Raw genomic sequence first — 23,228 nt, 5'->3', positions numbered from 1 at the left:
AGACGAGCACATGCCTAGACCCCCATTGGATCTGGCTGCACTGGCCGATGCCGTCCGCGCCGACAAACGACCCGATCTGGCCCGAGCCATCACGCTGGTCGAATCGACGCGGGCGGATCACCGCGCCCAGGCACAGGAATTGCTGCTGTCACTGGGTGCCGACTCGGGTAAGTCCTACCGGGTCGGTATCACCGGCGTTCCCGGAGTCGGCAAATCGACAACCATCGAAACGCTCGGTATGTATCTGATCGAGCAGGGGCACAAGGTCGCCGTGCTGGCGGTGGACCCGTCGTCGACCCGGACCGGCGGATCGATCCTCGGTGACAAGACCCGGATGGGTCAGTTGTCGGTGCACCCGAACGCCTACATCCGGCCGTCGCCGACGTCGGGCACCCTCGGCGGTGTCGCGAAGGCGACCCGCGAGACGATCGTGCTGCTCGAGGCCGCCGGTTTCGACGTGGTGCTGGTCGAGACCGTGGGTGTCGGGCAGTCCGAGGTCACGGTGGCGGGCATGGTCGACGTGTTCTGTTTCCTGACCCTCGCGCGCACCGGGGATTCGTTGCAGGGCATCAAAAAGGGTGTTCTGGAACTCGCCGACATCGTGGTCGTGAACAAAGCCGACGGCAAATATCTGACCGACGCCAAGAATGCGGCCCGCGAGTTGCAGGGTGCATTGCGTCTGCTGACGCCGCACGAGGCGATCTGGCGTCCTCCGGTGCTGACGATGAGCGCCATGGAGGGGACCGGAGTCGCCGAGTTCTGGGAGACCGTCCTCAAACACAAGGAAGTCCTCAGTGCGGCAGGCGAATTCGAGGCCCGGCGCAGCCGTCAGCAGGTCGAATGGATGTGGGCGATGGTGACAGATCAGCTCCTGCGCCGGCTTGACGCCGATCCCGAGGTCCGGGCGATCCGCCATCGCGTCGAAGACGACGTACGGTCCGGCACGCTCACCCCGGCACTGGCCGCCACGGCGATCGTCGAGGCCTTCGACAGCTAACGGCCTGCGTCGTGGGCCAACTGGCCGGCGATCATGACGTCATAGCCTGCGCAGACCGGCGGATACCATCCGGGCAGCTTCGACGAATGGTCCTGCGTGTGCAGATAGTCGAACCCGGCGTGGGCCACCCACCCGGCTGCGGCGATGGTGCGGGCCGGGCCTGCCGGAAGCAATGCGGCGCCGACGGCGACAGCACCGGCCGCCGCCAGGGCGATGACCTCACGCCGCACGGCGCCCGGATCCGCCCCACGCCACGAACGCGTGAGCGGATAGACGGCAGCGGCCACCGGTACACCTGCTCCGATGACCACGATGCGCGCTCGGGGTGAGATGCGGTCGCCGATGGCCAAGTTCACTCCGGCGGCTAGAGCCGCACCTGCTCCGATGGCCAACAGTTCTTTCGAGACATCGGTCGCAGATCGCATGGTCGCACCTAACGTCGGGGACCCGTCCCATGCTGCACGGCAACCGCAAACGCCGCAATCCGTTCGATCAGATCGTCGAAGAACAGGTCCGGATCAGTGGTTGTCGCGATCTCGGCGTTGACCGGACGGTTCCAGAAACCACGTTCGTCGGCGACAGTCGTACCGCGGGTCAGTGTCCCGTCGACCTCGACATCGACACACGCGAGCCGGGTACCGGTGACCGATGGATCGAGCGCAACCGCCGCGGCGAACGGATCATGCATATGCGCGATGTAGCCCTCGGATTGCGCTTCGTGGAACTCGAAGTAGAACCGGACCGCATCGACGAGATGGCGGACGATCACATTGTCGGCCACGGAACGGGTTCCGGTTTCGTCATCGGGCCCGGGCTGCTCTACCGGACTCGATTCGGCCAGTGCGGCCAGCCGCCCGAGATGGTCGGGCGTCATCCGGATGGTCTCGGTGAGGTCGAGCGGGCAGATGATCGGACGAGGTGCGCCGTCCTGCCCGAAGGCTGCGAACACCTCCTTGGCGGCCTCCGGATCCACGGCGATGTTCCACTCCGTGGTCGGGGTGGTGTTGCCACTCTGATGGAACACTCCACCCATGATGACGAGGCGGCGAAGTCTGCTCGGCAGCAACGGATCCCGTCGGATGGCCAGGGCCAGATTGGTGAGCGGGCCGGTCACCAGACCCACGTACTCGCCGGGACTTTCGGCAGTCAGCTCGATCCAGGCGTCAGCCGCATCCCGATGGGACTGCATGGACGTCGCGACCGGTAGTTCGGCGTATCCGATGCCCATCGGGCCATGGGTTTCTTCGGTGGTCATCAACGGCGCCTCGAGCGGTCCGTCGGCGCCGACGCACACCTCGATGTCGTCGCGGCCGCAGAGCTGCAGCCAGGCCAGGTTGTTGGCGCAGACGACGTCGGTCGGGACGTTCCCACCGGTGGACAACACGGCCCGGACATCTGCCGACGGGTGCGCGAGAAGGAAGAGCAGAGCCAGGGAATCGTCGATTCCGGTGTCACAGTCGAAGATGAGGGGCACTGAAATCACCGTTTGACCCTAGTCGACCTTGGTGTCATTGCCTGAGTCGAGCGCAGGAACTGCCGCGACGAGCGTCTGATGCCAGGCCGCCCAGGGCGGATGACACCCGCCGCGACCCGGTTTCATGACCACCTACGCAGGCATGTCAGCTTCTGAGACCGAAAAGGCGGTCACCTCACTGCCCGAGAACTATTCCCGGGTCGGTATTTTCGTGCGGATGCCGTCAGGGCGTCGTGGGCTTGTCCTTGTCGTCGATAACCGTCGGCGGACCGCCGGGGTGCGGCGCGCCGCCCTCGTTGAGCCAATCGGCGATCTCGGCGGCATCGTCGCTGGTGACGGGCCGGCGCCTGCTGAAAAGGGACTTGACCTTGTTTCCTATCTTCGACATGCGCTGATGTTACCGACATGGATGGAGCGCGAGGCCTATCGACGCCTGCGGGGATCGCACACCTGCGCGGGGCTGTTCAGGGCCCATCGATGCTGATAATCTGATCACAGACGTTTCCACTTCAGTGGCTCAGTTGCCTGTCGAGAGGATGTTCGATGACCATCGCAGAATCCGGCTCCCAGTTGCGCGCAGTCCCTCTCGGCGAGGGCGAAGACTCGCTGATCAACAACGCCGACAACGACATCGAACTGGTCCCACCGGACTCCATCACCGCTGAGCAGACCGGCCATTTCACCTTTCTCCCGATCAACGGTGCAGCCTTTGTCATGCAGGTGATGCACCCGGTGATCGGCGATGTGGTCGGGAAGTACTCGGTGTTCCGGACTGATCCCGCCGGCCGCGCGATCCGCTCGATCGATTCGGTGCTCCGCTGGGTCTATGGCGGTGAAGAGGCAATCGCCGAGGGCCATCGCCTTCGCAAGATGCATCAGCCGCTGCAGATGAAGAACGCCGAGGGCAAGCACATCAGTGCACTGAATCCCGAGGCATACCAGTGGGTCATCGCCACCGCGTTCCCGACGACGCTGGCGGCCGGACCGCTGCTGATCGGCCGTGATTTCAATGAGGAAGAGAAGTTGGAGATCCTGCGTGACAACCGCCGGATCGCCAAGATCGTGCAGGTGCCGATGAAGGGCTACCCAGAAACGATCGGGGAGTTCAACGAGTACTTCGATGACTTCGTCAGCAACAGGCTCGTTGCCCACGAGGTCGCGCTGACCCTCATCAAGCAGATGCGCGAAGCGCCGCCACTTCCGCCTTCTGTGCCGGAAAGTCTGCGGCCGGCCACACGTGCGGTGGCGAAGTTTGCCAGCAAGCCGGTACAAGACCTGAACTACCTCACCACCGTCGGTGTGATGGATCCCCGGGTCCGTGAGATCCTCGGCCTGACCTGGAGCAACAAGGAGCAGCGCGATCTGGAACGGATGCACAAGGTGATCCGTGGGTCGTACAAGGTGCTCCCGGAACGGTTGACGTATTTCCCGCTGGCGTATCACGCCCGCCGCCACCATGCCGCGATCCAGGCCATGAAAAAGCGTGAGAACGCTGGTGCGGCCTACAAGGTGCGCGAACGTCAACCCTGATCAAAAATTGAATCGTCAGTACGAGTCCGCGAACTCTCGGGCTGATACAGCCCACTTTCCCTTGATGGGAAGGAACTCGTTGTTGTCGAGAAGCCTGCGTAGCGTGGGCTGCTTGTCAGCAGCGTGTTTCCACGCCAACTCAGCCAAGTCCTTGGAACTCATTCCCGAGTTTTCTTCGTCGTCGAACAATTCGTATTCCAGATGACCTGCCAGAGTTCGCGACCATTTGGCCTGCAGAGCGAGTAACAGATCGTTTCTGTGCTCAAAGATGGTGGTGACTGCCGGAACTTCCTCGAATGGCAGTGAATATTGCCCGGTGCGGTGAGCATGGTTCAACACTGCGTCGATTGCGCGGGTCCGTCGGTGAAAGTCGTCCCATCCCATGATGATTTCCTTCGTCTGTAGTGGCCACCGGTTGTGGCGCGAGGGGTGTTTGTGGAGCCATGGTTCGAGGCTAGGGCGGCGCCGGTCGCCGTCGCATCGGGCAACAGTTGTATTCGCCAGATGCACGCACCAGCAGTAGTGGGTGTTTTGACCCACTGACCGAATGCTGTGAAAAAGCCGTTTCGGACGCGCATCCACGGGATCGCCCGTGTCAGTTCAGTCCGTTTTGATAGGTATAGGCGGTCGCGGCGGCGCGCGAGGAGACCCCGATTTTGGCGAAAATATTGCTCAAGTGGCGTGCGACCGTTTTTCGGCTCAACGACAGGTTCGCTGCCACCTCTTGATTTGTCAGTCCGCCCGCGACGAGTCGGAGCACCTCGGTCTCTCGGGCGGACAGACCGTCCGGGAGCGGTGGCGGTGGTTGCGTACACCCGAGCAATTCGTCGGTGTGCTTCACGTCCGGGACCGCGCCCAATCGGCTGAACACCGCACGGCAGGTTGTCCATTCGAGACGAGCGGTGTCCTCGTCGCCGATTGCACGACATGCCAATCCGATCAGCTGATGGCTGCGGGCGGCCTCGTACGGCATGTCGAGGTCCGACCAGATTCGCATGGCGGATCGCAGGTCGGTGAGTGCGCGTCCGGGGTCACCGTCAGCGAGTCGCACTGCACCCGCAGCATGTGCGGCTGCGGCGCGGACAGACGGTGGGTCGCCGTCGCACGTGGTGGCAAGTTCGTCGGCGGCCGTCCGTGCAAGTTCGAGGTCGTTTGAGAGCATCGCGATCTCGGCTTGGGCCGCAAGCAGTTTCGCCCGCGTGAGCCGGTCCGAGGGATGTTCGACCAGCGCACGTGAGATACCGGCCGCGGCTGCGTCGATCTGGCCTTCCGCGGCGCGCAGCAGCGCCAGACCGGGCTGCACATCCAGACCGCAACCGCCTGCGTGCCCGAAAGCTTCTTCCGCGGCGGGGAGGTCACCGACCAGCCGCCGGATCTCACCGACCTGGTACCAGGCCTGGCCGGTGTCTATCGCAACGGTTCCGTTCTGCTCCACACAGGCTCGGCGCGCTTCGCGTTCGGCGTTCGTCCATTCTCCGTGCATACGCATGAGCCGGGATCGGTGCATCCGGCACGATCCGGAGATTGCGGTGGCGCCGTGCTGCGTGCGCAACCAGTTCTCGAATGCGGAGGTCCACGCGCTGGCGCGGCCGAAGTCCGAGAGGTGGTCGCACACGGTGATCGAACTGCAGTAGATCCACCAGGAGCTGGTTGCGGTGAGCTCGTGGGCAACAGCGGCGACCATTGCCTCGTCGAGCAATGTGGTTCCACCGGTTACGTCGCCGAGCGCGACGAGGGCGCGGCCCGCCTGGTGCAGGCTGATGTTCACCAGATCGGGATCGGTAAAACGCGTGCCGATCGTGGTGGCCCGACGGGCCTTGTCGAGGGAGGTGTCGAGATTGTGTCGTTGGAAGTTTGCCTCGGCCTCGGCGATGCACAGGTAGCCATGCACCGCACACTCCGGCTCCTCATGTAGCAAGCGGTGCGCGCGGCCGAGCCACCCCAGGGCAGACGGGACGTCACCGCGCATCAGCAACACGAGGTGAATCCGGAACGCGCACATCGCGGCGCCGCGATTGTCGCCGGTGCTCACCAGTTGGCTGTAGATCCGGCTGCGCGCCTGCACGCTTTTCTCGGTCCGGCCGGTGAAGTGGGCAGACTCGGCGAGTGCCTCGAGATCGTCCGGACCCAACGTCGTCGATTCGTCCGCGCTGTTGAGCAGCGAGTATGCCTCGTCCCAGACCCGTTTCCGGTAGGCGGCACGACCGCGCCCGAGATCATGGACCAAGACCATGCCATCGACAGTTCACCGCTTGACGCGCGAGCGCAAGAGATCGCACAGCCGAACTCGGTTGAAATCGCTCTCGCCGTGCAAGGCGCGAACGTCAGGTCTGAGTCAGAACATCTCTGGTCAATTCGAGTTGGCCTAGATGCTGGGCCAACTCGCGCTGTAGGTGCGTCAGGACCCACTCGGGAGATGCCGTCGCGGCCTCATTGCGCGTGGACCCGGTTGCGGCCCGATCGCGGAGGCCTTCGTCGATGGCGATGGCGACCCATTCCGGTAGCCGTGTACGAACCGCGTCGACCCGTTCGATCAACTCCGCCACCGGTCCGGTGGCAGTGAACTCGGCGTCGCGGTCTCGCGGGATCTTCAGACCCGCGATGACCGAACCGGCCCAGTATTCGATGACGCCAACGCAGTGAAAGACGATGGCGTACGGGCTGTTTGCGCCCGGCAGAGACGGTCTGGTGTTGGCGCGGTCGTCGCCCAGCCCGTCGAGGATCGCCACCATTGCGTCCAGCGTTTCGCTGCAGACCGACAGCATCGCCGCGCCGAGGGGATTGGTTTCCGGTGTCTTCACCGTCAACCAATTACCACGGATACGGCTCGAAGTCCTTCAGGAAGCAGCCGTACAGGTCGATGCCTGCTTCACCCTGCACGATGGGGTCGTAGACGCGGGCGGCGCCGTCCACCAGGTCGAGTGGCGCACGGAAACCTTCGTCGGCCAGGCGCATCTTGCTGGTGTGCGGCCGCTCGTCGGTGATCCAGCCGGTGTCGACCGCGGTCACCAGGATTCCGTCCTGATAGAGCTCGCCGGCACTGGTGCGGGTCAGCATGTTCAGCGCGGCCTTGGCCATGTTGGTGTGCGGATGCCCCGGCCCCTTGTATCCGCGGGAGAAGATGCCCTCCATCGCCGAAACGTTCACCACGTACTTGCGCCGGGACGACGAAGCCTTCATGGCCGGGGTCAACCGGGACAGCAGGATGAACGGCGCCACGCTGTTGCAGAGTTGCACTTCGAGCAATTCCAACGGATCCACCTGATCGACGGTCTCCACCCAGCTGTTGCTGTCGACAAGGTCGGGGAGCAGTCCGCCTGCGTCGATCGCCGTACCGTCGGCGATCCGGGCCGGAGCCGAAGAGCCGGCTGTCATGGCCAGTGCGGCGAGCGCCTGGGCTGCGGCGTCACTGTTGCCGCCGGAGGCCAACGCGTGCGGGTGCAGTTCGCTGCTGTCACCCATCGTCAGCAGCGGCACCGTCGCGGCCGAGCCGGTCAGCGGGGCGAGTTCTGCGTCGGCCAGTGAGCTGTACGCGCCGGGGGAGCGGCGGACGGTCTGCGCGGCGTTGTTGACGAGGATGTCGAGCGGTCCCTGCGCGGCAACCGAATCTGCCAGGGCCACCACCTGCGCCGGGTCACGGAGATCGATCCCGACGACGTTCAGGCGGTGCAGCCACTGATCGGAATCCGGTTGGCGGGCGAACCGCCGTGCGGCATCGCGTGGGAAACGGGTGGTGATGGTCAGTTCTGCGCCATCACGGAGCAACATCAGGGCGATGTACATGCCGATCTTGGCGCGTCCACCGGTGAGCAGCGCCCGACGACCGGTGAGATCGGCGTGCTGCTCGCGCTTGTGCCGATTGGCTGTCGCACATTTCGGGCAGAGCTGATGGTGGAAGGCGTCGACCTGCGTGTATTCCACTTTGCAGATGTAGCAGCTCTGCGGCCGGATCAGGGTTCCGGCACTGGTGCCGGGCGCACCGGTCAGTGGCAGACCCGCGGTTTCGTCGTCGATCCGGTCCGGCGATCCGGTCGCCGTGGCGGACAACACCTTTCGGTCGGCGTCCGAACGGATCTGATTCCGTTCCTTCCGGCGGTTGCGCTTGGCGTGCTTGAACATCTGCGCCACCGCGCGCTGCACCGTCACCGAGTCCGGATGCGCAGCATCGAGCTCGGTGACCTGGTCAAGGACGCGGCGGAAGACCGCCATGTCGGCGGCATCAATGGATTCGGTGGGTACGTCGTGCACGGTTAGCCAGTGTAATGGCTGCTCAGTAGTGCCTCGGACCGTTGCGCGAGGTGGGGCCACCCGACAGCGTTCGGGGAAGACGGCCGAAACCAACAAAAAATCCCCGACCAGAAGGTCGGGGATTTCTAAGAGTGTCCGAGGGGGGACTTGAACCCCCACGTCCGTTAATAGGACACTAGCACCTCAAGCTAGCGCGTCTGCCATTCCGCCACTCGGACTCGTTTCGCTCTGTCAGAAACCTCTCTGTCAGCGCTGGACAACATTAACCGACTCTGAGCCCGCAACCCAAATCGCCTGTACAGAGCCGTTTCGTTCGTAGATTTGCTACGAATGGATCCATGGATGCCACCACCATCGTATGCCGGACCTGTGCGGTCGAGCATTCCGCCGAACTACCCGATATCTGCCGCATCTGTGCGGACGAGCGACAGTACGTCCCGCCCCACGGGCAGCTGTGGGTCACGATCGGCGAGCTGGCCGCCGAAGGGCAACGTGTGGTGGTCGACGAGCTCGAACCCGGATTGCTCGAGCTGTACACCGCGCCCGGAGTCGGCATCAATCAACGCAGCAAACTCGTGCGCACCGATGCGGGCAATCTCCTCTGGGATCCGATCGGATTCATCGATGGCGAGGCTGTTGAAGCGGTGCGCGCCGCGGGTCCACTGATGGCGATCGCGGCCAGCCACCCGCACATGTTCGGGGCGCAGGTGGAATGGTCGCGGGCACTCGGCGACGTACCGGTCCTGGTGGCCGAATCCGATCTGGGATGGGTCGCACGCCGCGACCCGGCCATAACACCGTGGAGCGGCGACCTGGCGGTCCTTCCCGGGGTCACGTTGAGTCAACCCGGCGGGCACTTTCCCGGCAGTGCCGTCGCCCACTGGGACGCCGGCGCCGACGGACGCGGGGTGATGCTCAGCGGCGACACGGTGCTGCCGAATCCCGATCGCAGCAGCGTCAGCTTCATGCGCAGCTACCCCAATCGCATTCCGCTGTCCGCTGCGGTGGTCGAACGCGTCGCCACCTCGTTGTGCCGATTCGATTTCGATCGGCTGTACGGAAACTTCGCCGACCACATCGCCGCCGACGCCCGAGCGATCGTCAGATCTTCGGCTGATCGCCACATCGGCTGGGTCCGAGGCGATTTCGACCATCTGACCTGAATCAAGTCCGGAAAAAAGGGGCGAAACACACTTGCCGGGCACTGTCGCCCGGGCATCACGGGAGGCAGTCGTGGTGATAGGAATGAGCAGGTGAACCCCAACACGCCTGCCGCCACGGAAGAAGTGGTCGACCTCGTCAGCAAACTCATCCAGTTCGACACCAGCAACACCGGCGAACTGGCCACCACCAAGGGTGAGGCCGAGTGTGCCCGGTGGGTGCAATCAATGCTCGAAGAGGCCGGGTACGAGACCGAGTACGTCGAGTCGGGACAGCCGGGCCGGGGCAACGTGTTCGCGACGTTGCCGGGCGCCGATCGGGCCCGCGGAAAGCTGCTCCTGCATTCGCATCTCGATGTGGTTCCGGCGCAGCCGGAGGACTGGAGCGTGCATCCGTTCTCGGGGGCGATCGAAGACGGCTACGTCTGGGGTCGCGGCGCGATCGACATGAAAGACATGGTCGGCATGGCGCTGGCGCTGGCGCGTCAGTTCAAACGGGCAGGCACCACACCACCCCGCGACATCGTGTTCGCGTTTCTCGCCGATGAGGAGGCCGGGGGCAAGTGGGGTTCGCATTGGCTGGTCGACCACCGGCCCGACCTGTTCGAAGGTGTCACCGAAGCCGTGGGCGAAGTGGGCGGATTCTCGCTGACCGTCGACCGGCCGGACGGTACCCAGAAGCGTCTCTACCTGGTCGAAACCGCGGAAAAAGGCCTGGCCTGGATGCGCCTGACGGCAACGGCCACAGCAGGGCATGGCTCGTTCCTTCATCAGGACAACGCGGTCACGATCCTCTCGGAGGCCGTCGCCAAGCTCGGCAGGCATCAGTTCCCATTGGTGATGACCGAGTCGGTCTCGCAGTTCCTGGCAGCGGTCTCCGAGGAAAGTGGCCTGTCGCTGAGCCCGAACACCCCGGACCTGGAGACCGCGCTGTTCAAGATCGGCACCATCGCCCGGATCATCGGCGCAACTCTGCGCGACACCGCCAATCCCACCATGCTCGAGGCCGGCTACAAGGCGAACGTCATCCCGCAGACCGCCACCGCCGTGGTCGATTGCCGGGTGCTGCCCGGACGTCAGGCTGCGTTCGAGGCCGAGGTCGACGAATTGATCGGTCCCAACGTGACCCGGGAGTGGATCACCAAACTCGACTCGTACGAGACGACGTTCGACGGTCATCTCGTCGATGCGATGAACGACGCGATCCTTGCGCACGACCCGCAGGGCCGGACCGTTCCCTATATGCTTTCCGGCGGTACCGACGCAAAAGCGTTTGCCCGCTTGGGGATTCGCTGCTTCGGCTTCGCGCCACTGAAGCTGCCCACCGAACTCGATTTCGCCGCACTGTTTCACGGTGTCGACGAACGGGTACCGGTGGAGTCGTTGCTGTTCGGGACCGAGGTGCTCGAGCACTTCTTGCTGCACAGCTGACCTTGCCGCTGCGCGCAGTTCGGCTCGCCGACAATGAACATGTCGGCCACATCCCCGACCCACCTCAAGCATGATGGTGGGGCCACCTACGGAAAGGACGCGAACAACGATGTCGAGGTACAACCCGTACGACGCACTGCCGAAGCTCCCCGGCTTCACCCTGACCTCCGAGAGCATCACCGACGGAGCCGCACTGGAGAATCCTCAGGTGTCGGGCATCATGGGAGCCGGTGGTGAAGACATTTCGCCGCAGCTGACCTGGTCCGGTTTCCCACCGGAGACCAAGAGCTTTGCCGTCACCGTGTACGACCCCGAGGCACCTACCGCGTCAGGCTTCTGGCACTGGGCGGTCGCAGACATCCCGGTCTCGGTGACCTCTCTCGCCGCCGGTGTTGGCGACGGCGCCGAGGGTTCGTTGCCGTCCGGGGCCGTTGCCCTGAACAACGATGCGTCCGTGCCGCGATTCATCGGTGCCGCACCGCCTCCCGGACATGGCACGCACTACTACTACACCGTCGTCCATGCGGTGGATGTCGAGAGCCTGGGACTACCCGACGGCGCAACCCCGGCTTATCTGGGGTTCAACCTGTTCAGCCACGCGATCGCACGCGCGATCATCACCAACACCTACGAGCGCTGACCGGCGAACCGACCGCGTCGTAAACCCATCAGTTCCAGCCCTTTCCGCCCGTGCAACAGGTGGAAATAGCTGGAACTGATGGGTTTTCGGGTCAGTGCTTGGGTGCGGCGCTGCCGACCGCGTCGGCGATGGAGTCGTATCCGGCCGCCCGCACCCGCTGCGCGAGTCCCTGATGAATCAGCTTGACCCACAACGGGCCACCGTAGATGAAGCCGGTGTAGGCCTGGATCAGTGAGGCGCCGGCGCAGATCCTTTCCCAGGCCTGGTCGACGGTTTCGATACCGCCGACGCTGATCAGGGTGATCTGCCCGCCGACCCGGCCGTAGAGACGCCGCAACACTTCGAGTGAACGATCAGCGAGCGGTGCACCGGAGAGACCGCCTGCACCGATGCCCTCGACCTCGCATGCGGGCGTGGTCAGACCTTCGCGACTGATCGTGGTGTTGGTGCAGACGATGCCCGCGAGACCCAATTCGACCGCGAGATCGGCGATCTGATCGATGTCGTCGTCGAACAGATCGGGTGCGATCTTCACCAGGACCGGAATGTCGACCGCTTCGGTCACCGCGGACAGCAACGGACGCAGCGCCGATACCGCCTGCAGATCCCGGAGTCCGGGGGTGTTCGGAGAACTCACGTTCACCACGATGAAGTCGGCAAGGGGACCGAGGAGCCGGGCACTGATCAGGTAGTCCTCGACGGCATTCTCCGGTTCGACCACCTTTGTCTTGCCGATGTTGGCGCCGATCGGAACCAGTGACGATGTCGCCTTGCGGTGACGCAACTGGTTGGCAGCGGCGCCGGCACCATGGTTGTTGAAGCCCATCCGGTTGATCAGTGCCCGGTCGGCAGGCAGGCGGAACAACCGCGGAGCCGGATTGCCGGGCTGGGCCTGGCCGGTGACGGTGCCGATCTCGGCGAAACCGAAACCGAGCGCACCCCAGGCGTCGATCGCCTCGGCATTCTTGTCGAAACCGGCCGCAAGCCCGAGGGGTGCGGGGAAGTCGAGGCCGAACACCTGGGATCGGAGAACCGGATCATCGGTGACGAGCATCCGCCTGGCGATGGTGCGCAGCGGCTTGAACCGTCCGGTCCACGAGATGGCCTTCGCCGCAATCGTATGGATTCGCTCGGGTGGCACCAGGAACATCAGGGTCAGAAGCCACCGGTACAACCGGCGGTAGACAGTAGCGATCACGCGCTCATTCCAGTATCGGGTTCATCGGTGGACGCCAGTCGCGGACGGCGACGGCGCAGCAGGACCTTGCGGCTGCCATCGGGGTACAGACGGACCCGGGACAGTTCCCAACCCCCGAATTCGGCTTGGATCGACAAGCGCATGGAGGCGGTCACCCTGGTCACGTCCGGAGGTAGGCGCAATGGGATGTATTCGTAGTCGTCGGTCGACATATCCCATTCCCGTGGAAACCCACGGCTACGCGTGCCTGCCAAAGTCTCAGCTCACCTCACTGCTGATCGGGGCTGATGATCTGCAATCCGCCACCATCGGCAGAGAGCAGATACAACGTCCCGGTATCGGGATCGACCACCATCGAGTCTGCCTGCGGAACGGTCTCGAACTGCTTCACCTCGACCGGGGTTCCGCTGGCCAATTCGTACGCCGTGACCTTGTTGTTTCCGGTGGTCGCCACCCACGCCAGGTTGCGGGTGTCGTCGTAGTCTACGGCGTAGGGCCCGAATGCCACGGGATGCCGGAACTTGTTGACGATCGGTTCGCCGAAGAACGCGAGGAACTCGCCACCCTTCGTGTCGGTTGTCAGGAACCGGCCGTAGTGATCGACAGTGAGGTTCGTCGCACCGTCACCGGAGCGCAGCGACACGCCGAGATCGCGGTCGTCGACGTCGACCTCCGTCACCGACGACTGCGCGCGGTCGAGCACGACAACCTGTCCGTCGTGTTCGGCGATCGCGTCGACGCGGACAAATCCGGTGATCGTGTCGCGTACTTTGCCGTCGGGAGCGACCACCAACAGACTGCCTTTGTCGTTGCCGACGAGGGTGTCGCCATCAGAGGTCACGATGGCCGACAACGGTGTGCCCGGAATGTCTGTGCGGACCGTGTCTCCGGTGGCCGAATCGATCGTCACCAGCGCGCCGGGAATCAATACCTGAAGCTTGCCGTCACTGAAGGTTCCGAAGCCAATTGCCTTGTCGCTCAACGAAACTGTGCGTGAAGGCGCGTCTCCGGGCGCCAGGGCGCCGGTGGGGTAGAACAGGACCGATCGGCCGTCGTCGGAGAGCAGCGCCAACTGGTCGGTCCCGGGGCACAGTGCCATCGCGGTGCCTGCGTTCGGTACCGGCACCACCACGCCCGCAGGCGGGGCCGCCGGATCGGCCGCAGGTGCGGCGATAGGGGTCTGCGGAGCGATGGTCGGAACATCGGGGGTATCACCCGAATCTGAGCATCCCGACAACACCAGCGCGGCGGCCGCCATCGCTACGAACAGAGATTTACCGCGCACATTCATGCCACCCATCTTGCTTGTTCACTCACCGCGCCATGCCACGGGGGCGGCGGTGTCGCAACTCGAGGAGTCGACAAAGGTTTCCCGTAGCATCGGCCCCCGTGAGCGACACCATGACGTGGGCCCAATCGATAGTCCTTGGGGCCGTACAGGGATTGACCGAGTTCCTGCCGATTTCTTCCTCCGGTCATCTACGCATCGTTTCCGAGATCTGGTTCGGTGAAGATGCCGGTGCATCGTTCACCGCGGTGACGCAGCTCGGCACCGAGGCCGCCGTGCTCGTGTTCTTCGCCAAGGACATCGTGCGCATCATCGCGGCGTGGTTCCGGGGCATGTTCAACAAAGACGCCCGCGATCTCGACTACCGGATGGGCTGGTATGTGATCATCGCCACCATTCCGATCGGTGTCCTCGGTGTGCTCTTCAAAGATGAGATCCGCACCGGCGCCCGCAATCTCTGGTTGGTGGCGAGCATGCTGATCGTCTTCTCCGTGGTGATCGCCGCCGCCGAGAAGATGGGCCGCAAAGAACGTCCGATCGAAAAGCTCACCACCCGCGACGGAATCATCATGGGCCTGGCCCAGTGCCTGGCACTGATCCCCGGTGTGTCGCGTTCCGGTGCGACCGCAAGCGCGGGCCTGTTCCTCGGCCTCAAACGTGAAGCTGCGGTGCGCTTCTCATTCCTGTTGGCGATTCCCGCGGTGACCGCGTCGGGATTGTTCAGCCTGCCCGACGCGTTCAACCCCACCGGCGACGGCATGGAATCGTCCGGCATGCAGTTGCTGGTCGCGACCCTCGTTGCGTTTGTGGTCGGCTACGCGGCCATCGCGTGGTTGCTGAAGTTCGTCGCAAACCACTCGCTGTACTGGTTTGTCGGCTACCGGGTGCTGCTGGGTCTGCTGGTCTTCGGGCTGCTCGCCGGCGGCGTGATCAGCGCGACATGATCTGCTGCTGCAGCGCTGTGACGTGCGGCGACGCCTTCGTGCCGAGTCGGGCAACCAGCCTGACGCATAAGGTATGACACGTGACGGTCATTTTGCTTCGACACGGACGATCCACGGCGAACACCTCGGGCGTGCTGGCCGGCCGCTCGGCATCGGTAGGCCTCGACGACCACGGACAGTCCCAATCCGCCGGCCTGATCGAACGCTTCGGCGGCCTGCAGAGTCCGGTGGCGGTCGTTCGCTCACCGCTGCTGCGCTGTGAGCAGACGGTGGCGCCGCTGGTGGGCCACTTCGAGTGTCCCGAAATCGTGGATGAACGACTGATCGAGGTCGATTACGGCCAGTGGACCGGGCGCTCGATCAAGGAACTCCTCTCGGAACCGCTCTGGCGGGTGGTGCAACAGCAGCCGTCCGCGGCGATCTTCCCTGACGGCGAGGGCCTGGCACAGGTCCAGGCCAGGGCCGTGGCCGCAATCCGGGAACTCGACGCCCGGTTCTCCGGGGAAGACGGTTCCGGAATCTGGATCGCGTGCACGCACGGCGATGTCATCAAGTCGGTCCTCGCCGATGCGATGGGCATGCATCTGGACGCATTCCAGCGGATTGTGGTCGAACCCGCGTCCGCCAGCGTGGTCCGGTACAGCCTGGCCCGGCCGTACGTACACGCGGTGAACTGCACCTCGACACTCCCGTCGATCCCGGCGCAGCCGAAACAGTCCGAAAAGTCTGAGAAGTCCGGGCACAACCACCCCGACGATGCCGTTGTCGGCGGTTCCACCGGGACCTGAGGGCCCCGGTGGCGCGGTCGCCGCGACACCAACCGACAACGCCTTGGGCGAACCCGCCCCGATTGGGGATAATCAACTTCAGGAGAACGGAGGTGCCATGGCCAGAGCGATACACGTCTTCCGCAGCCCGGACCGTTTCATAGCCGGAACGGTCGGCCAGCCCGGTGACCGGACCTTCTATCTACAAGCCATCCACGAGACGCGTGTCATCAGCGTCATGCTCGAAAAGCAGCAGGTCCAGATACTCGCCGACCGCATCGGCGCGCTGCTCGAAGAGGTACACCGCAGATTCGGGACACCGTTGCCTGCAGAACTGGCACGCGTTGAAGATCTCAGTCCGCTGCTGATGCCCGTCGATGCCGAGTTCCGCGTGGGCACCATGGGCCTGGGGTGGGACTCCGAATCCGAGGCGGTCGTGGTGGAGTTGCTCGCCATCACCGAGGGCGAATTCGATGAGAGTGTTGTCCTCGACGACACCGAAGAAGGCCCCGACGCGGTCCGGGTGTTCCTCAGTACAGGCGCCGCTCGCGAGTTCGCGGCCCGATCGAGTCGGGTCATCTCCGCCGGTCGCGAGCCGTGCCCGCTGTGCGGCGATCCACTCGACTCCGCCGGACACATCTGCGTCCGGACCAACGGGTACCGCCGCGAGGCCACGTTCGGCCCTTCACTCGAGTTCATCGACCCCGATCTGTTCAACGATCCGACCCTGCTCGACGAGGACGATCCCGACGACCCCTCCGGTCCGGATGCCGGTGACGAGTCCGGCCGGTGACAGCGACCACGCCGACCGGCGACCGGCCTGTTGATGTGCCGCACATCCTGGCCACCGGCGAACTCGAACTGATCGGACAGATCCGCAACGCCAGCAACGCCACGCTTGTCTGCGACGCCGTCGTCGGTGATCAGCAGGTCCGTTGTGTGTACAAGCCGGTCCGCGGGGAGCAACCGCTCTGGGACTTCCCGGACGGCACCCTGGCCGGGCGCGAAGTGGCCTCATATCTGGTCTCCGACGCCCTCGGCTGGTCGGTGGTCCCGACGACTTTGCTGCGCGACGGACCGTTCGGTCCCGGCATGGTGCAGCGGTGGATCGACACACCCGAACCCGCCGACGGGTTGCCGACCCGCCTCGATCTGGTCGACCTGTGCTCACCGGACCTGGTGCCCGAGGGCTGGAAACTGATCCTGTCCGCTGTGGACTCCCGTGGGGAAGACGTGGTGCTTGTCCACGCCGACGACCCACGGCTGCAGCGGATGGCGGTGCTCGACATCCTCATCAACAACGCCGACCGCAAGGGCGGACACGTCCTGGAGGGTCTGGACGGCCAGGTGTACGGCGTCGATCACGGCATCTGCCTGCACACCCAGGACAAACTTCGGACCGTCCTGTGGGGTTGGGCCGCTGAATCCATCCCGGCACATCTGCTCGAGGACGTCGTCGGCCTGCTCGAGAAGTTGCGCAGCGAAGACTCGCCGCTACGTGACCAACTCGCCGAATTGATCACGCCGGCCGAGGTGGCGGCACTCATCAACCGCACGGCCACGATGGTCGAAACGCCGGTGATGCCGCAGGCCGATCGGTCGCGGCCCATCCCGTGGCCCGCTTTCTGACCTGTTCTAGTCGGCCCCGAGAGCGCGGGTCCGGGGTCCGCCCATAAGGTGGACATCATGCAGTCGTGGTCTGAAACCGTCGTTCCCGTTGTACCCGGTCAGGGTCCGGCATTGAGGCTCTTTGACACTTCGGATCGGCAGATCCGTCCGGTGGTGCCCGGCACGACCGCAACGATGTACGTGTGCGGGATCACGCCCTACGACGCAACGCATCTCGGGCATGCCGCCACCTACCTGACCTTTGATCTCGTCAATCGGATGTGGCGCGACCTCGGACACGATGTCCACTACGTCCAGAACATCACCGACGTCGACGACCCGTTGTTCGAACGAGCGGAGCGGGACGGCATCGACTGGGTTGATCTGGGATCGCGTGAGATCGAGCTGTTCCGCGAGGACATGGCGGCACTACGGGTGCTGCCGCCGCGCGACTACATCGGCGCAGTGGAATCGATCGACGAGGTGGTTGAGGTCGTCGGCAAGCTCCTGGCCTCGGGCGCCGCCTACATCGTCGACGACGAGCAATACCCCGACGTCTACTTCCGCGCCGACGCCACCGAACAGTTCGGATACGAGTCGGGCTACGACTTGCCGACCATGCAGCGCTTCTTCGCCGAACGCGGCGGCGATCCCGACCGACCCGGCAAGCGCAACCCGCTCGACGCACTTCTGTGGCGGGCCGCACGCGAGGGCGAGCCGTCCTGGGAGTCACCCCACGGACCCGGCCGGCCCGGCTGGCACATCGAATGCACGGCAATCGCTTTGAACCGGATCGGAGCCGGATTCGACGTCCAGGGCGGCGGCAGCGACCTGATCTTCCCGCACCACGAGTTCTCGGCGGCCCACGGTGAGGCACTGACCGGGGCCCGCCGGTTCGCAAAGCACTACGTGCACACCGGCATGATCGGGCTCGACGGCGAGAAGATGTCGAAGTCGAAGGGCAACCTCGTCTTCGTCTCCAAGCTGCGTGCCACCGATGTCGATCCCGGTGCCATCCGGCTCGGCTTGTTCTCCGGTCATTACCGCACCGACCGGCCCTGGACCGATGAGGTGTTGGCGCAGGCCGTGGCCCGCCTCGAACTGTGGCGCAGTGCTGCCGCCTGCGAGTCCGGACCCGACGCCGCACCGATCATCGAGCGGCTGCGCCTGCATCTGAGCGACGATCTCGACACCCCCAAAGCGCTTGTCGCGATTGACGCCTGGGCTCACGACACGTTGGGCGGACTCGGCTCGGTGTCGTCTGGACCGGCAGACGTGGCGGATGCGGTTGACGCGCTCCTCGGTGTACGGATCGCTCCGCTTGGGTAAGGTTCCACATCGTGGCCAAAGCTCAAGAGATCGATCCCGATACAGCTGTCGGTGTGTGGGCGGTGACGACGCGAACGTCAACCTATCTGCTGGATTTCGGTGAGATGACCTTGCTGCGTGCACCGGGCGTTGGCAACAACGGTGACGAGGCCTGGGCTGTGAGCCAGCTCCGCCGGGATTCCGAGGACATTCCGTTGCTCGGGGTGAAGTCGTGCCGGGTGGGGGAGTCGGCGCAGTTCTGGGTCCGGGCCGCCGAAGACCCCGACGTCCGAACCTGGCGCATCACAACACCTGTGGTGTCGATCGAACGGATCTCCTGACCCGTCGAGCGTGCGGTCAGGTCCAGATGTGGATCTGACCGTCGTGAACCTTCGCCTGAAAGACCGGTAGCGCCTCGATGTCGGTGCCGTTGGTGCAGCTGCCGTCGTCGAAGGAAAACGTGTACTGGTGCAGCGGGCACATCACTTTGGTCGCGTCGGTCTGACCGTCGGCAATCGGACCCCCCTTGTGTGGGCAGAGAGCCCCCAGGGCGCGCAGGGACCCGTCGGACATCAAGAACACCGCAACCTGTTGTCCGTCAACCACATAGGTGCGGCCTTCACCCACGGTCAGATCGGTGATCGGACCAACCACATTCGACACCTCGGCTTCGGTGGGCATCGTATGGTCGAGCTCTGCCTCCGGCTTCGTCTCCGTCATCGTATGGTCGAGCTCCGCCTCCGGCTTCGTCTCCGTCATCGGACCGGCACCAGGGGGAGCTTGATGAGCGGCAGTGACGGTTCGAATTGTGCGGGCGACTTCGGTTCGAGCCGTTCCTTCCACGGGTCGGTGTAGGCCGCCGCCGATGCGGAGATCCGTTCGAACAGGCCGTCCACCAATCCATCCCGGTCGTCGATGAGAATTGCCCGCAGCTCCTCGATACCCACCCGTGGCACCCACGCGTAGGTGCGTTCGAGCCACTTGGCCTGTTCGCGGTAGTACTGGATGAACACACCGCAGATGCGCAGGACCTCATCGACCCCCACCGCAGTGGTGAGCAGGTCTCCCTTGCGGATGTGTGCACCCGCGGCACCGCCGACGTAGATCTCCCAGCGGCCGTCGCCGACCGCGACAACCCCGAAGTCCTTGCACAGGGCCTCAGCACAATTCCGGGGACATCCGGTGACCGCCAGTTTCAGTTTTGCCGGGGCTTCCAGACCCTGATACTTCTCCTCGATGGCGATACCCAGTGCGGTTGAATCGTCGAGCCCGAAGCGACAGAAATCCAGGCCCACACACGTTTTGACCGTTCGGAAACTCTTGCCGTAGGCGTATCCCGACGGCATGTCCAGATCGGCCCAGACCTTGGGCAGATCTTCTTTGCGGATGCCGAGCAGATCGATGCGCTGACCGCCGGTGACCTTCACCATCGGGATGTTGTATTTGTCTGCGACATCGGCGATCCGGCGCAGTTGTGCGGGATTGGTCACACCGCCCTTCATCTGCGGGACCACCGAGAACGTGCCATCGCGCTGGATGTTGGCGTGGACGCGGTCGTTGATGAACAGCGCGCCGCGTTCGTCCTCCCAATCGGCACCCCAGATGATCCGGAGCAGCGACGCCACCGGCATCTTGGCGGTCACGTCGTCACCCTCCGGTGACAGCGCGCCGAGCACCGCCGACACCGACCGCAGGTTCATCTCTCGAATGCGGGTCATCAGTTCGGGTTTGGCCAACGGGATCGACGGCACGTACCAGTCCGCCGACGGATCGACGGCCAATTCGCCGCCGGCAGCGCAGGCCACGATGTCGCCGACCAGACCCTTGCAGGAACCGCAGCCCTTGCCGGCCCGGGTCTTCGCCACAACTTCGCCGACCGTCTTGGCTCCGGCGTGAACACAGGCGACGATGTCGCCTTTGGTGACTCCGTTGCAGTTGCACACCTGGACGTCATCGGCGAGTTCGGCGGCACCGGTTTGCGCACTCGGCGTACCCATGTCGAACAGCATGCTGATGCGCTCATCGGGCAGGGCGACCTTGTCGTCGAAGGCCTGGGTCAGGAAGTTGACCTTGCTGATGTCGCCGAGCAGCATCGCACCGATCAGCTTGTTGTCGCGGACCACCACCGACTTGTATGTGCCACTGCGCGGTTCGTAGAACTGGACGAACTCGTCGGTGTCGCGCTCGGGTCCCTTGACACCCATCGCCGCTACATCGACGCCTGCCACCTTCAGCTTCGTCGTCAGCCGCGACCCGTGGTAAGCCGCATCCGGGTTCGACCCCGTCAGCACGTCGGCCAGAACCCCGGCCTGCTCCCAGAGCGGGGCCACCAGACCATAGACCTCTCCGCGGTGCTGGCAACATTCGCCAACCGAATAGATGGCACCCTCGTCTTCGCATCGCATCTGATCGTCGACAACGATTCCGCGTTCGATGACCAGCCCGGCGGCGCGGGCCAGTTCGACGTTGGGCCGGATACCGGCGGTGACGACGATCATGTCGGCGGGCAGGCTGGTGCCGTCGTTGAACCCGACGCCGGCGACGGCACCGTCCTCGGCGCGGAGCACCGCGGTGGTCCGCTTGGAGGTGTACACGCCCACTCCGAGCTCTTCGATCTTGTTCCGGAGCACCCGCCCGCCGCGCTCGTCGAGTTGCTGGTTCATCAGATGGCCGGGGGAGTGCACCACGTCGACGTCGATGCCCTGGGTCCGCAAGCCGTACGCGGCTTCGAGTCCGAGTAGGCCGCCGCCGATGACCACGGCGCGGATCCCGTCACGGGACAGGGCCATCTGCAACATCCCGTTGGTGTCTTCGATGGTGCGGAAACCGAACACCCCACGTGCCAGTCTGCCGTCGGCCTCGCGCAGGCCGTCCATGTTCGGGAAGAAAGTGTTGCTGCCGGTGGCGATCACGAGCACGTCGTAACCGATGGTGCGTCCGCTCTCGCAGGTGACGATCTTGGCGAATCGATCGATGGCGACGGCGCGGTCCCCGGCGTAGAGCCGGACATCGTTCTCGCGGTACCAGGCCATCGGGTTGAGCATCAGGTCGTCGTCGTCGATCGAACTCTCACCGGCCAGGACGTGCGAGAGCATGATCCGGTTGTAGTTGCCGTACGGTTCGTCGCCGATCATCGTGATCTCGAATTGCGACCCGCCGCCGCGCTGCAGGATCTCCTCGACGGTGCGGGCGCCGGCCATACCGTTGCCGATCACCACCAGACGTTTCCGCTGCTGTGCTGCCGACATCAGAACTGCACGAACCCGAAGTCGACGACGATTTCTCCGGTGCACCCTTCAGGTGCGGCGAACACCAACTCGAGAAGACTGTCGGGGTCGACGTCCTCGACCACGCGAAGTGGCACGTTCACCGATGATTTGGCGCCCATCGGGAACCACCTCATGGGCTGCTGGTCACGGAGCAGGGTCACATAGACGAGTTCGTCAGAGCTGTTGCCGCCACGGAAGTAAAGCGGCTGGACGGTCATTCCGGCCGGGACCTGATAGATCAGCGACGGATCCAAGGGGGCTGCCTTGGTCAGACCGCTTCCGGTGAAAGAGAAGACACCCTGCAGGAACTTCGGTGTACTGGACATGCCGCCACTAAACGTTAGCTCGATGAACCAGCACTTTCGGCGGGGTTACGAGTCCATTGTCAGGATCTCACCGCGTTCACAGCAGGCCGGTGATCAAGCCTCGCGAAGCGAACCCTCAGGCACCGAAACTGCCGCCTGGCCCACGTCGGCGCAGGTAGCGCTCGAATTCCGCGGCCAACGCGTCTCCGTCGATCTTCGAGAGTGTTTCGTCGACACTGACCTCGGCATCGCCGCGTTCTTCGAGTCCACGCACGTAATCCGAGATTTCGTCGTCGTCTTCGGTCATCTCGGTGACCGCGCGCTCCCACTCCTCGGCCTGCTGCGGCAGCTCACCGAGCGGAACCTCGACGTCGAGAACCTCTTCGAGTTGGCTCAGCAGCGCCGCGGAAGCCTTCGGATTTGGTGGCGTCGAGACGTAGTGCGGAACCGCGGCCCAGAACGAGATGGCCGGGATACCGGCCGCCACGCAGGCGTCCTGCAGGATGCCGGTGATCCCGGTCGGACCCTCGTATCGGCTCTCCTCGAGCTTGAACTGCTTGGCCGATTCGGCGCTGTACGCGGCACCGGTCACCGGGACCGGTCGGGTATGCGGGGTGTCGGCCAACAGCGCGGCCAGGATCACCACCGTCTCGACCTCGAGTTCGCGGGCGATGTCCACGATCTCGGCACAGAATCCGCGCCACCGCATGTTCGGCTCGATTCCGCGCAACAGGACGATGTCTCTGTCGGAGCCGGGCGGCGTACAGTACGAGATCGAGGTGGTCGGCCAATCGATCCTTCGGGTGACCCCATCGATCTGTTTGATCGAGGGCCGGTTCACCTGAAAGTCGTAGTAGTCGTCTGAATCGATCTCGGCGAGCGGTACTGCGTCCCAGACCAGTTCCAGGTGCTCCACGGCTCCACTGGCCGCATCGCCGGCGTCGTTCCAACCCTCGAAGGCAGCAACCAGCGTGGGGCGGCGCAACTGTGGGAGGCTTGCGCTCTGCTCGGCGTTCACTGAACCAGCCTACGACCGAACCCCAATTGAGAGCGAACTACCC

Annotated in this window: 25 protein-coding genes and 1 tRNA gene; 11 read left to right on the top strand and 15 right to left on the bottom strand. The window is 64.4% G+C overall.

Translation table 11 applies throughout. The features are described 5' to 3' along the window. The first annotated feature begins 10 nt into the window (after window positions 1-10). Window positions 11-997 (top strand): methylmalonyl Co-A mutase-associated GTPase MeaB, encoded by a 987-nt coding sequence (gene meaB, locus AC56PL_RS16825; RefSeq protein WP_495516491.1) that lies wholly within the window; start codon window positions 11-13, stop codon window positions 995-997. Here meaB and AC56PL_RS16820 read toward each other — a convergent pair. From AC56PL_RS16820 to AC56PL_RS16810, 3 genes are all read right to left on the bottom strand, one after another. Then, window positions 994-1,422: a hypothetical protein gene (locus AC56PL_RS16820; protein ID WP_497154560.1), complete on the bottom strand. Its 429-nt coding sequence runs from the start codon at window positions 1,420-1,422 to the stop codon at window positions 994-996. The two genes, meaB and AC56PL_RS16820, sit on opposite strands and share 4 nt — an antisense overlap. 8 nt (window positions 1,423-1,430) lie before the next feature. Continuing rightward, a complete protein-coding gene (locus AC56PL_RS16815; RefSeq protein WP_497154836.1) occupies window positions 1,431-2,471 on the bottom strand; it encodes a nucleoside hydrolase in 1,041 nt (346 codons plus the stop codon). Between the two features lie 223 nt (window positions 2,472-2,694). Then, window positions 2,695-2,859 carry a hypothetical protein gene (locus tag AC56PL_RS16810; protein WP_482139407.1) on the bottom strand — a complete coding sequence of 55 codons (165 nt, stop codon included), beginning with the start codon at window positions 2,857-2,859 and terminating at the stop codon, window positions 2,695-2,697. 155 nt (window positions 2,860-3,014) lie between these two features. Between AC56PL_RS16810 and AC56PL_RS16805 the strand changes: the two genes are divergently transcribed. Continuing rightward, a complete protein-coding gene (locus tag AC56PL_RS16805) occupies window positions 3,015-4,001 on the top strand; it encodes an oxygenase MpaB family protein (protein ID WP_497154559.1) in 987 nt (328 codons plus the stop codon). A 15-nt stretch (window positions 4,002-4,016) separates the two neighbouring features. Here AC56PL_RS16805 and AC56PL_RS16800 read toward each other — a convergent pair whose 3' ends face one another. The 5 genes from AC56PL_RS16800 to AC56PL_RS16780 all read right to left on the bottom strand — a co-directional run bounded on the left by AC56PL_RS16800 (window position 4,017) and on the right by AC56PL_RS16780 (window position 8,467). Further along, window positions 4,017-4,385, bottom strand: a complete 369-nt coding sequence (locus AC56PL_RS16800) for a hypothetical protein (RefSeq protein WP_495516487.1) — start codon at window positions 4,383-4,385, stop codon at window positions 4,017-4,019. A gap of 211 nt (window positions 4,386-4,596) precedes the next feature. Further along, a complete protein-coding gene (locus AC56PL_RS16795; protein WP_497154558.1) occupies window positions 4,597-6,234 on the bottom strand; it encodes a LuxR C-terminal-related transcriptional regulator in 1,638 nt (545 codons plus the stop codon). Between the two features lie 91 nt (window positions 6,235-6,325). Beyond that, the gene (locus AC56PL_RS16790; protein WP_497154557.1) at window positions 6,326-6,802 is read right to left on the bottom strand and encodes a mycothiol transferase; all 477 of its coding nucleotides are present in this window, start codon (window positions 6,800-6,802) and stop codon (window positions 6,326-6,328) included. 10 nt (window positions 6,803-6,812) lie between these two features. Continuing rightward, complete coding sequence (locus tag AC56PL_RS16785) at window positions 6,813-8,210, bottom strand: SDR family NAD(P)-dependent oxidoreductase (RefSeq protein ID WP_495516906.1); 1,398 nt, start codon at window positions 8,208-8,210, stop codon at window positions 6,813-6,815. Window positions 8,211-8,381: 171 nt separating this feature from the next. After that, window positions 8,382-8,467: transfer RNA gene (locus AC56PL_RS16780), tRNA-Leu, on the bottom strand. 120 nt (window positions 8,468-8,587) lie between these two features. On the opposite strand from AC56PL_RS16780, the gene AC56PL_RS16775 reads away from it, so the two are divergent. The 3 genes from AC56PL_RS16775 to AC56PL_RS16765 all read left to right on the top strand — a co-directional run bounded on the left by AC56PL_RS16775 (window position 8,588) and on the right by AC56PL_RS16765 (window position 11,480). Further along, the gene (locus AC56PL_RS16775; RefSeq protein WP_495516484.1) at window positions 8,588-9,412 is read left to right on the top strand and encodes an MBL fold metallo-hydrolase; all 825 of its coding nucleotides are present in this window, start codon (window positions 8,588-8,590) and stop codon (window positions 9,410-9,412) included. A 90-nt stretch (window positions 9,413-9,502) separates the two neighbouring features. Next, window positions 9,503-10,840, top strand: coding sequence for a M20/M25/M40 family metallo-hydrolase (locus AC56PL_RS16770; protein ID WP_495516483.1), 1,338 nt, complete (start codon window positions 9,503-9,505; stop codon window positions 10,838-10,840). 109 nt (window positions 10,841-10,949) lie between these two features. After that, window positions 10,950-11,480: a YbhB/YbcL family Raf kinase inhibitor-like protein gene (locus AC56PL_RS16765; RefSeq protein WP_495516482.1), complete on the top strand. Its 531-nt coding sequence runs from the start codon at window positions 10,950-10,952 to the stop codon at window positions 11,478-11,480. 91 nt (window positions 11,481-11,571) lie between these two features. Here AC56PL_RS16765 and AC56PL_RS16760 read toward each other — a convergent pair whose 3' ends face one another. The 3 genes from AC56PL_RS16760 to AC56PL_RS16750 are packed head-to-tail and all read right to left on the bottom strand — an operon-like array spanning window position 11,572 to window position 13,969. Next, window positions 11,572-12,654 carry a quinone-dependent dihydroorotate dehydrogenase gene (locus AC56PL_RS16760; RefSeq protein WP_497154835.1) on the bottom strand — a complete coding sequence of 361 codons (1,083 nt, stop codon included), beginning with the start codon at window positions 12,652-12,654 and terminating at the stop codon, window positions 11,572-11,574. Window positions 12,655-12,674: 20 nt separating this feature from the next. Further along, the gene (locus AC56PL_RS16755) at window positions 12,675-12,890 is read right to left on the bottom strand and encodes a DUF5703 family protein (protein ID WP_495516481.1); all 216 of its coding nucleotides are present in this window, start codon (window positions 12,888-12,890) and stop codon (window positions 12,675-12,677) included. A 56-nt stretch (window positions 12,891-12,946) separates the two neighbouring features. Then, complete coding sequence (locus tag AC56PL_RS16750; RefSeq protein WP_497154556.1) at window positions 12,947-13,969, bottom strand: YncE family protein; 1,023 nt, start codon at window positions 13,967-13,969, stop codon at window positions 12,947-12,949. A gap of 98 nt (window positions 13,970-14,067) precedes the next feature. Here AC56PL_RS16750 and AC56PL_RS16745 point away from each other — a divergent pair, with 98 nt between their 5' ends. From AC56PL_RS16745 to AC56PL_RS16720, 6 genes are all read left to right on the top strand, one after another. After that, entirely contained in the window at window positions 14,068-14,910 is an 843-nt protein-coding gene (locus AC56PL_RS16745) for an undecaprenyl-diphosphate phosphatase (protein WP_497154555.1), read from the top strand. Window positions 14,911-14,990: 80 nt separating this feature from the next. Next, window positions 14,991-15,698 (top strand): MSMEG_4193 family putative phosphomutase, encoded by a 708-nt coding sequence (locus AC56PL_RS16740; RefSeq protein ID WP_495516479.1) that lies wholly within the window; start codon window positions 14,991-14,993, stop codon window positions 15,696-15,698. A 97-nt stretch (window positions 15,699-15,795) separates the two neighbouring features. Continuing rightward, window positions 15,796-16,470, top strand: coding sequence for a DUF3090 family protein (locus AC56PL_RS16735; RefSeq protein ID WP_495516478.1), 675 nt, complete (start codon window positions 15,796-15,798; stop codon window positions 16,468-16,470). After that, a complete protein-coding gene (locus AC56PL_RS16730) occupies window positions 16,467-17,306 on the top strand; it encodes an SCO1664 family protein (RefSeq protein WP_495516477.1) in 840 nt (279 codons plus the stop codon). The genes AC56PL_RS16735 and AC56PL_RS16730 overlap by 4 nt, the downstream gene beginning before the upstream one ends. Before the next feature lie 57 nt (window positions 17,307-17,363). Beyond that, window positions 17,364-18,614 carry a cysteine--1-D-myo-inosityl 2-amino-2-deoxy-alpha-D-glucopyranoside ligase gene (gene mshC, locus AC56PL_RS16725; protein WP_497154554.1) on the top strand — a complete coding sequence of 417 codons (1,251 nt, stop codon included), beginning with the start codon at window positions 17,364-17,366 and terminating at the stop codon, window positions 18,612-18,614. A gap of 11 nt (window positions 18,615-18,625) precedes the next feature. Further along, window positions 18,626-18,934 (top strand): hypothetical protein, encoded by a 309-nt coding sequence (locus AC56PL_RS16720; RefSeq protein WP_482139422.1) that lies wholly within the window; start codon window positions 18,626-18,628, stop codon window positions 18,932-18,934. A 16-nt stretch (window positions 18,935-18,950) separates the two neighbouring features. Here AC56PL_RS16720 and AC56PL_RS16715 read toward each other — a convergent pair whose 3' ends face one another. The 4 genes from AC56PL_RS16715 to AC56PL_RS16700 all read right to left on the bottom strand — a co-directional run bounded on the left by AC56PL_RS16715 (window position 18,951) and on the right by AC56PL_RS16700 (window position 23,185). Further along, the gene (locus AC56PL_RS16715; protein WP_497154834.1) at window positions 18,951-19,274 is read right to left on the bottom strand and encodes a Rieske (2Fe-2S) protein; all 324 of its coding nucleotides are present in this window, start codon (window positions 19,272-19,274) and stop codon (window positions 18,951-18,953) included. A gap of 74 nt (window positions 19,275-19,348) precedes the next feature. Continuing rightward, window positions 19,349-21,841 carry a nitrite reductase large subunit NirB gene (gene nirB / locus AC56PL_RS16710; RefSeq protein WP_497154553.1) on the bottom strand — a complete coding sequence of 831 codons (2,493 nt, stop codon included), beginning with the start codon at window positions 21,839-21,841 and terminating at the stop codon, window positions 19,349-19,351. Then, the gene (locus AC56PL_RS16705; protein ID WP_495516474.1) at window positions 21,841-22,188 is read right to left on the bottom strand and encodes a molybdopterin oxidoreductase; all 348 of its coding nucleotides are present in this window, start codon (window positions 22,186-22,188) and stop codon (window positions 21,841-21,843) included. The genes nirB and AC56PL_RS16705 overlap by 1 nt, the downstream gene beginning before the upstream one ends. Window positions 22,189-22,303: 115 nt before the next feature. After that, window positions 22,304-23,185 carry a PAC2 family protein gene (locus AC56PL_RS16700; protein WP_495516473.1) on the bottom strand — a complete coding sequence of 294 codons (882 nt, stop codon included), beginning with the start codon at window positions 23,183-23,185 and terminating at the stop codon, window positions 22,304-22,306. Window positions 23,186-23,228: the final 43 nt, after the last annotated feature.

Source organism: Williamsia sp. Y721 (assembly GCF_059683565.1).
This window is presented reverse-complemented; position numbering and strand designations above follow the sequence as displayed.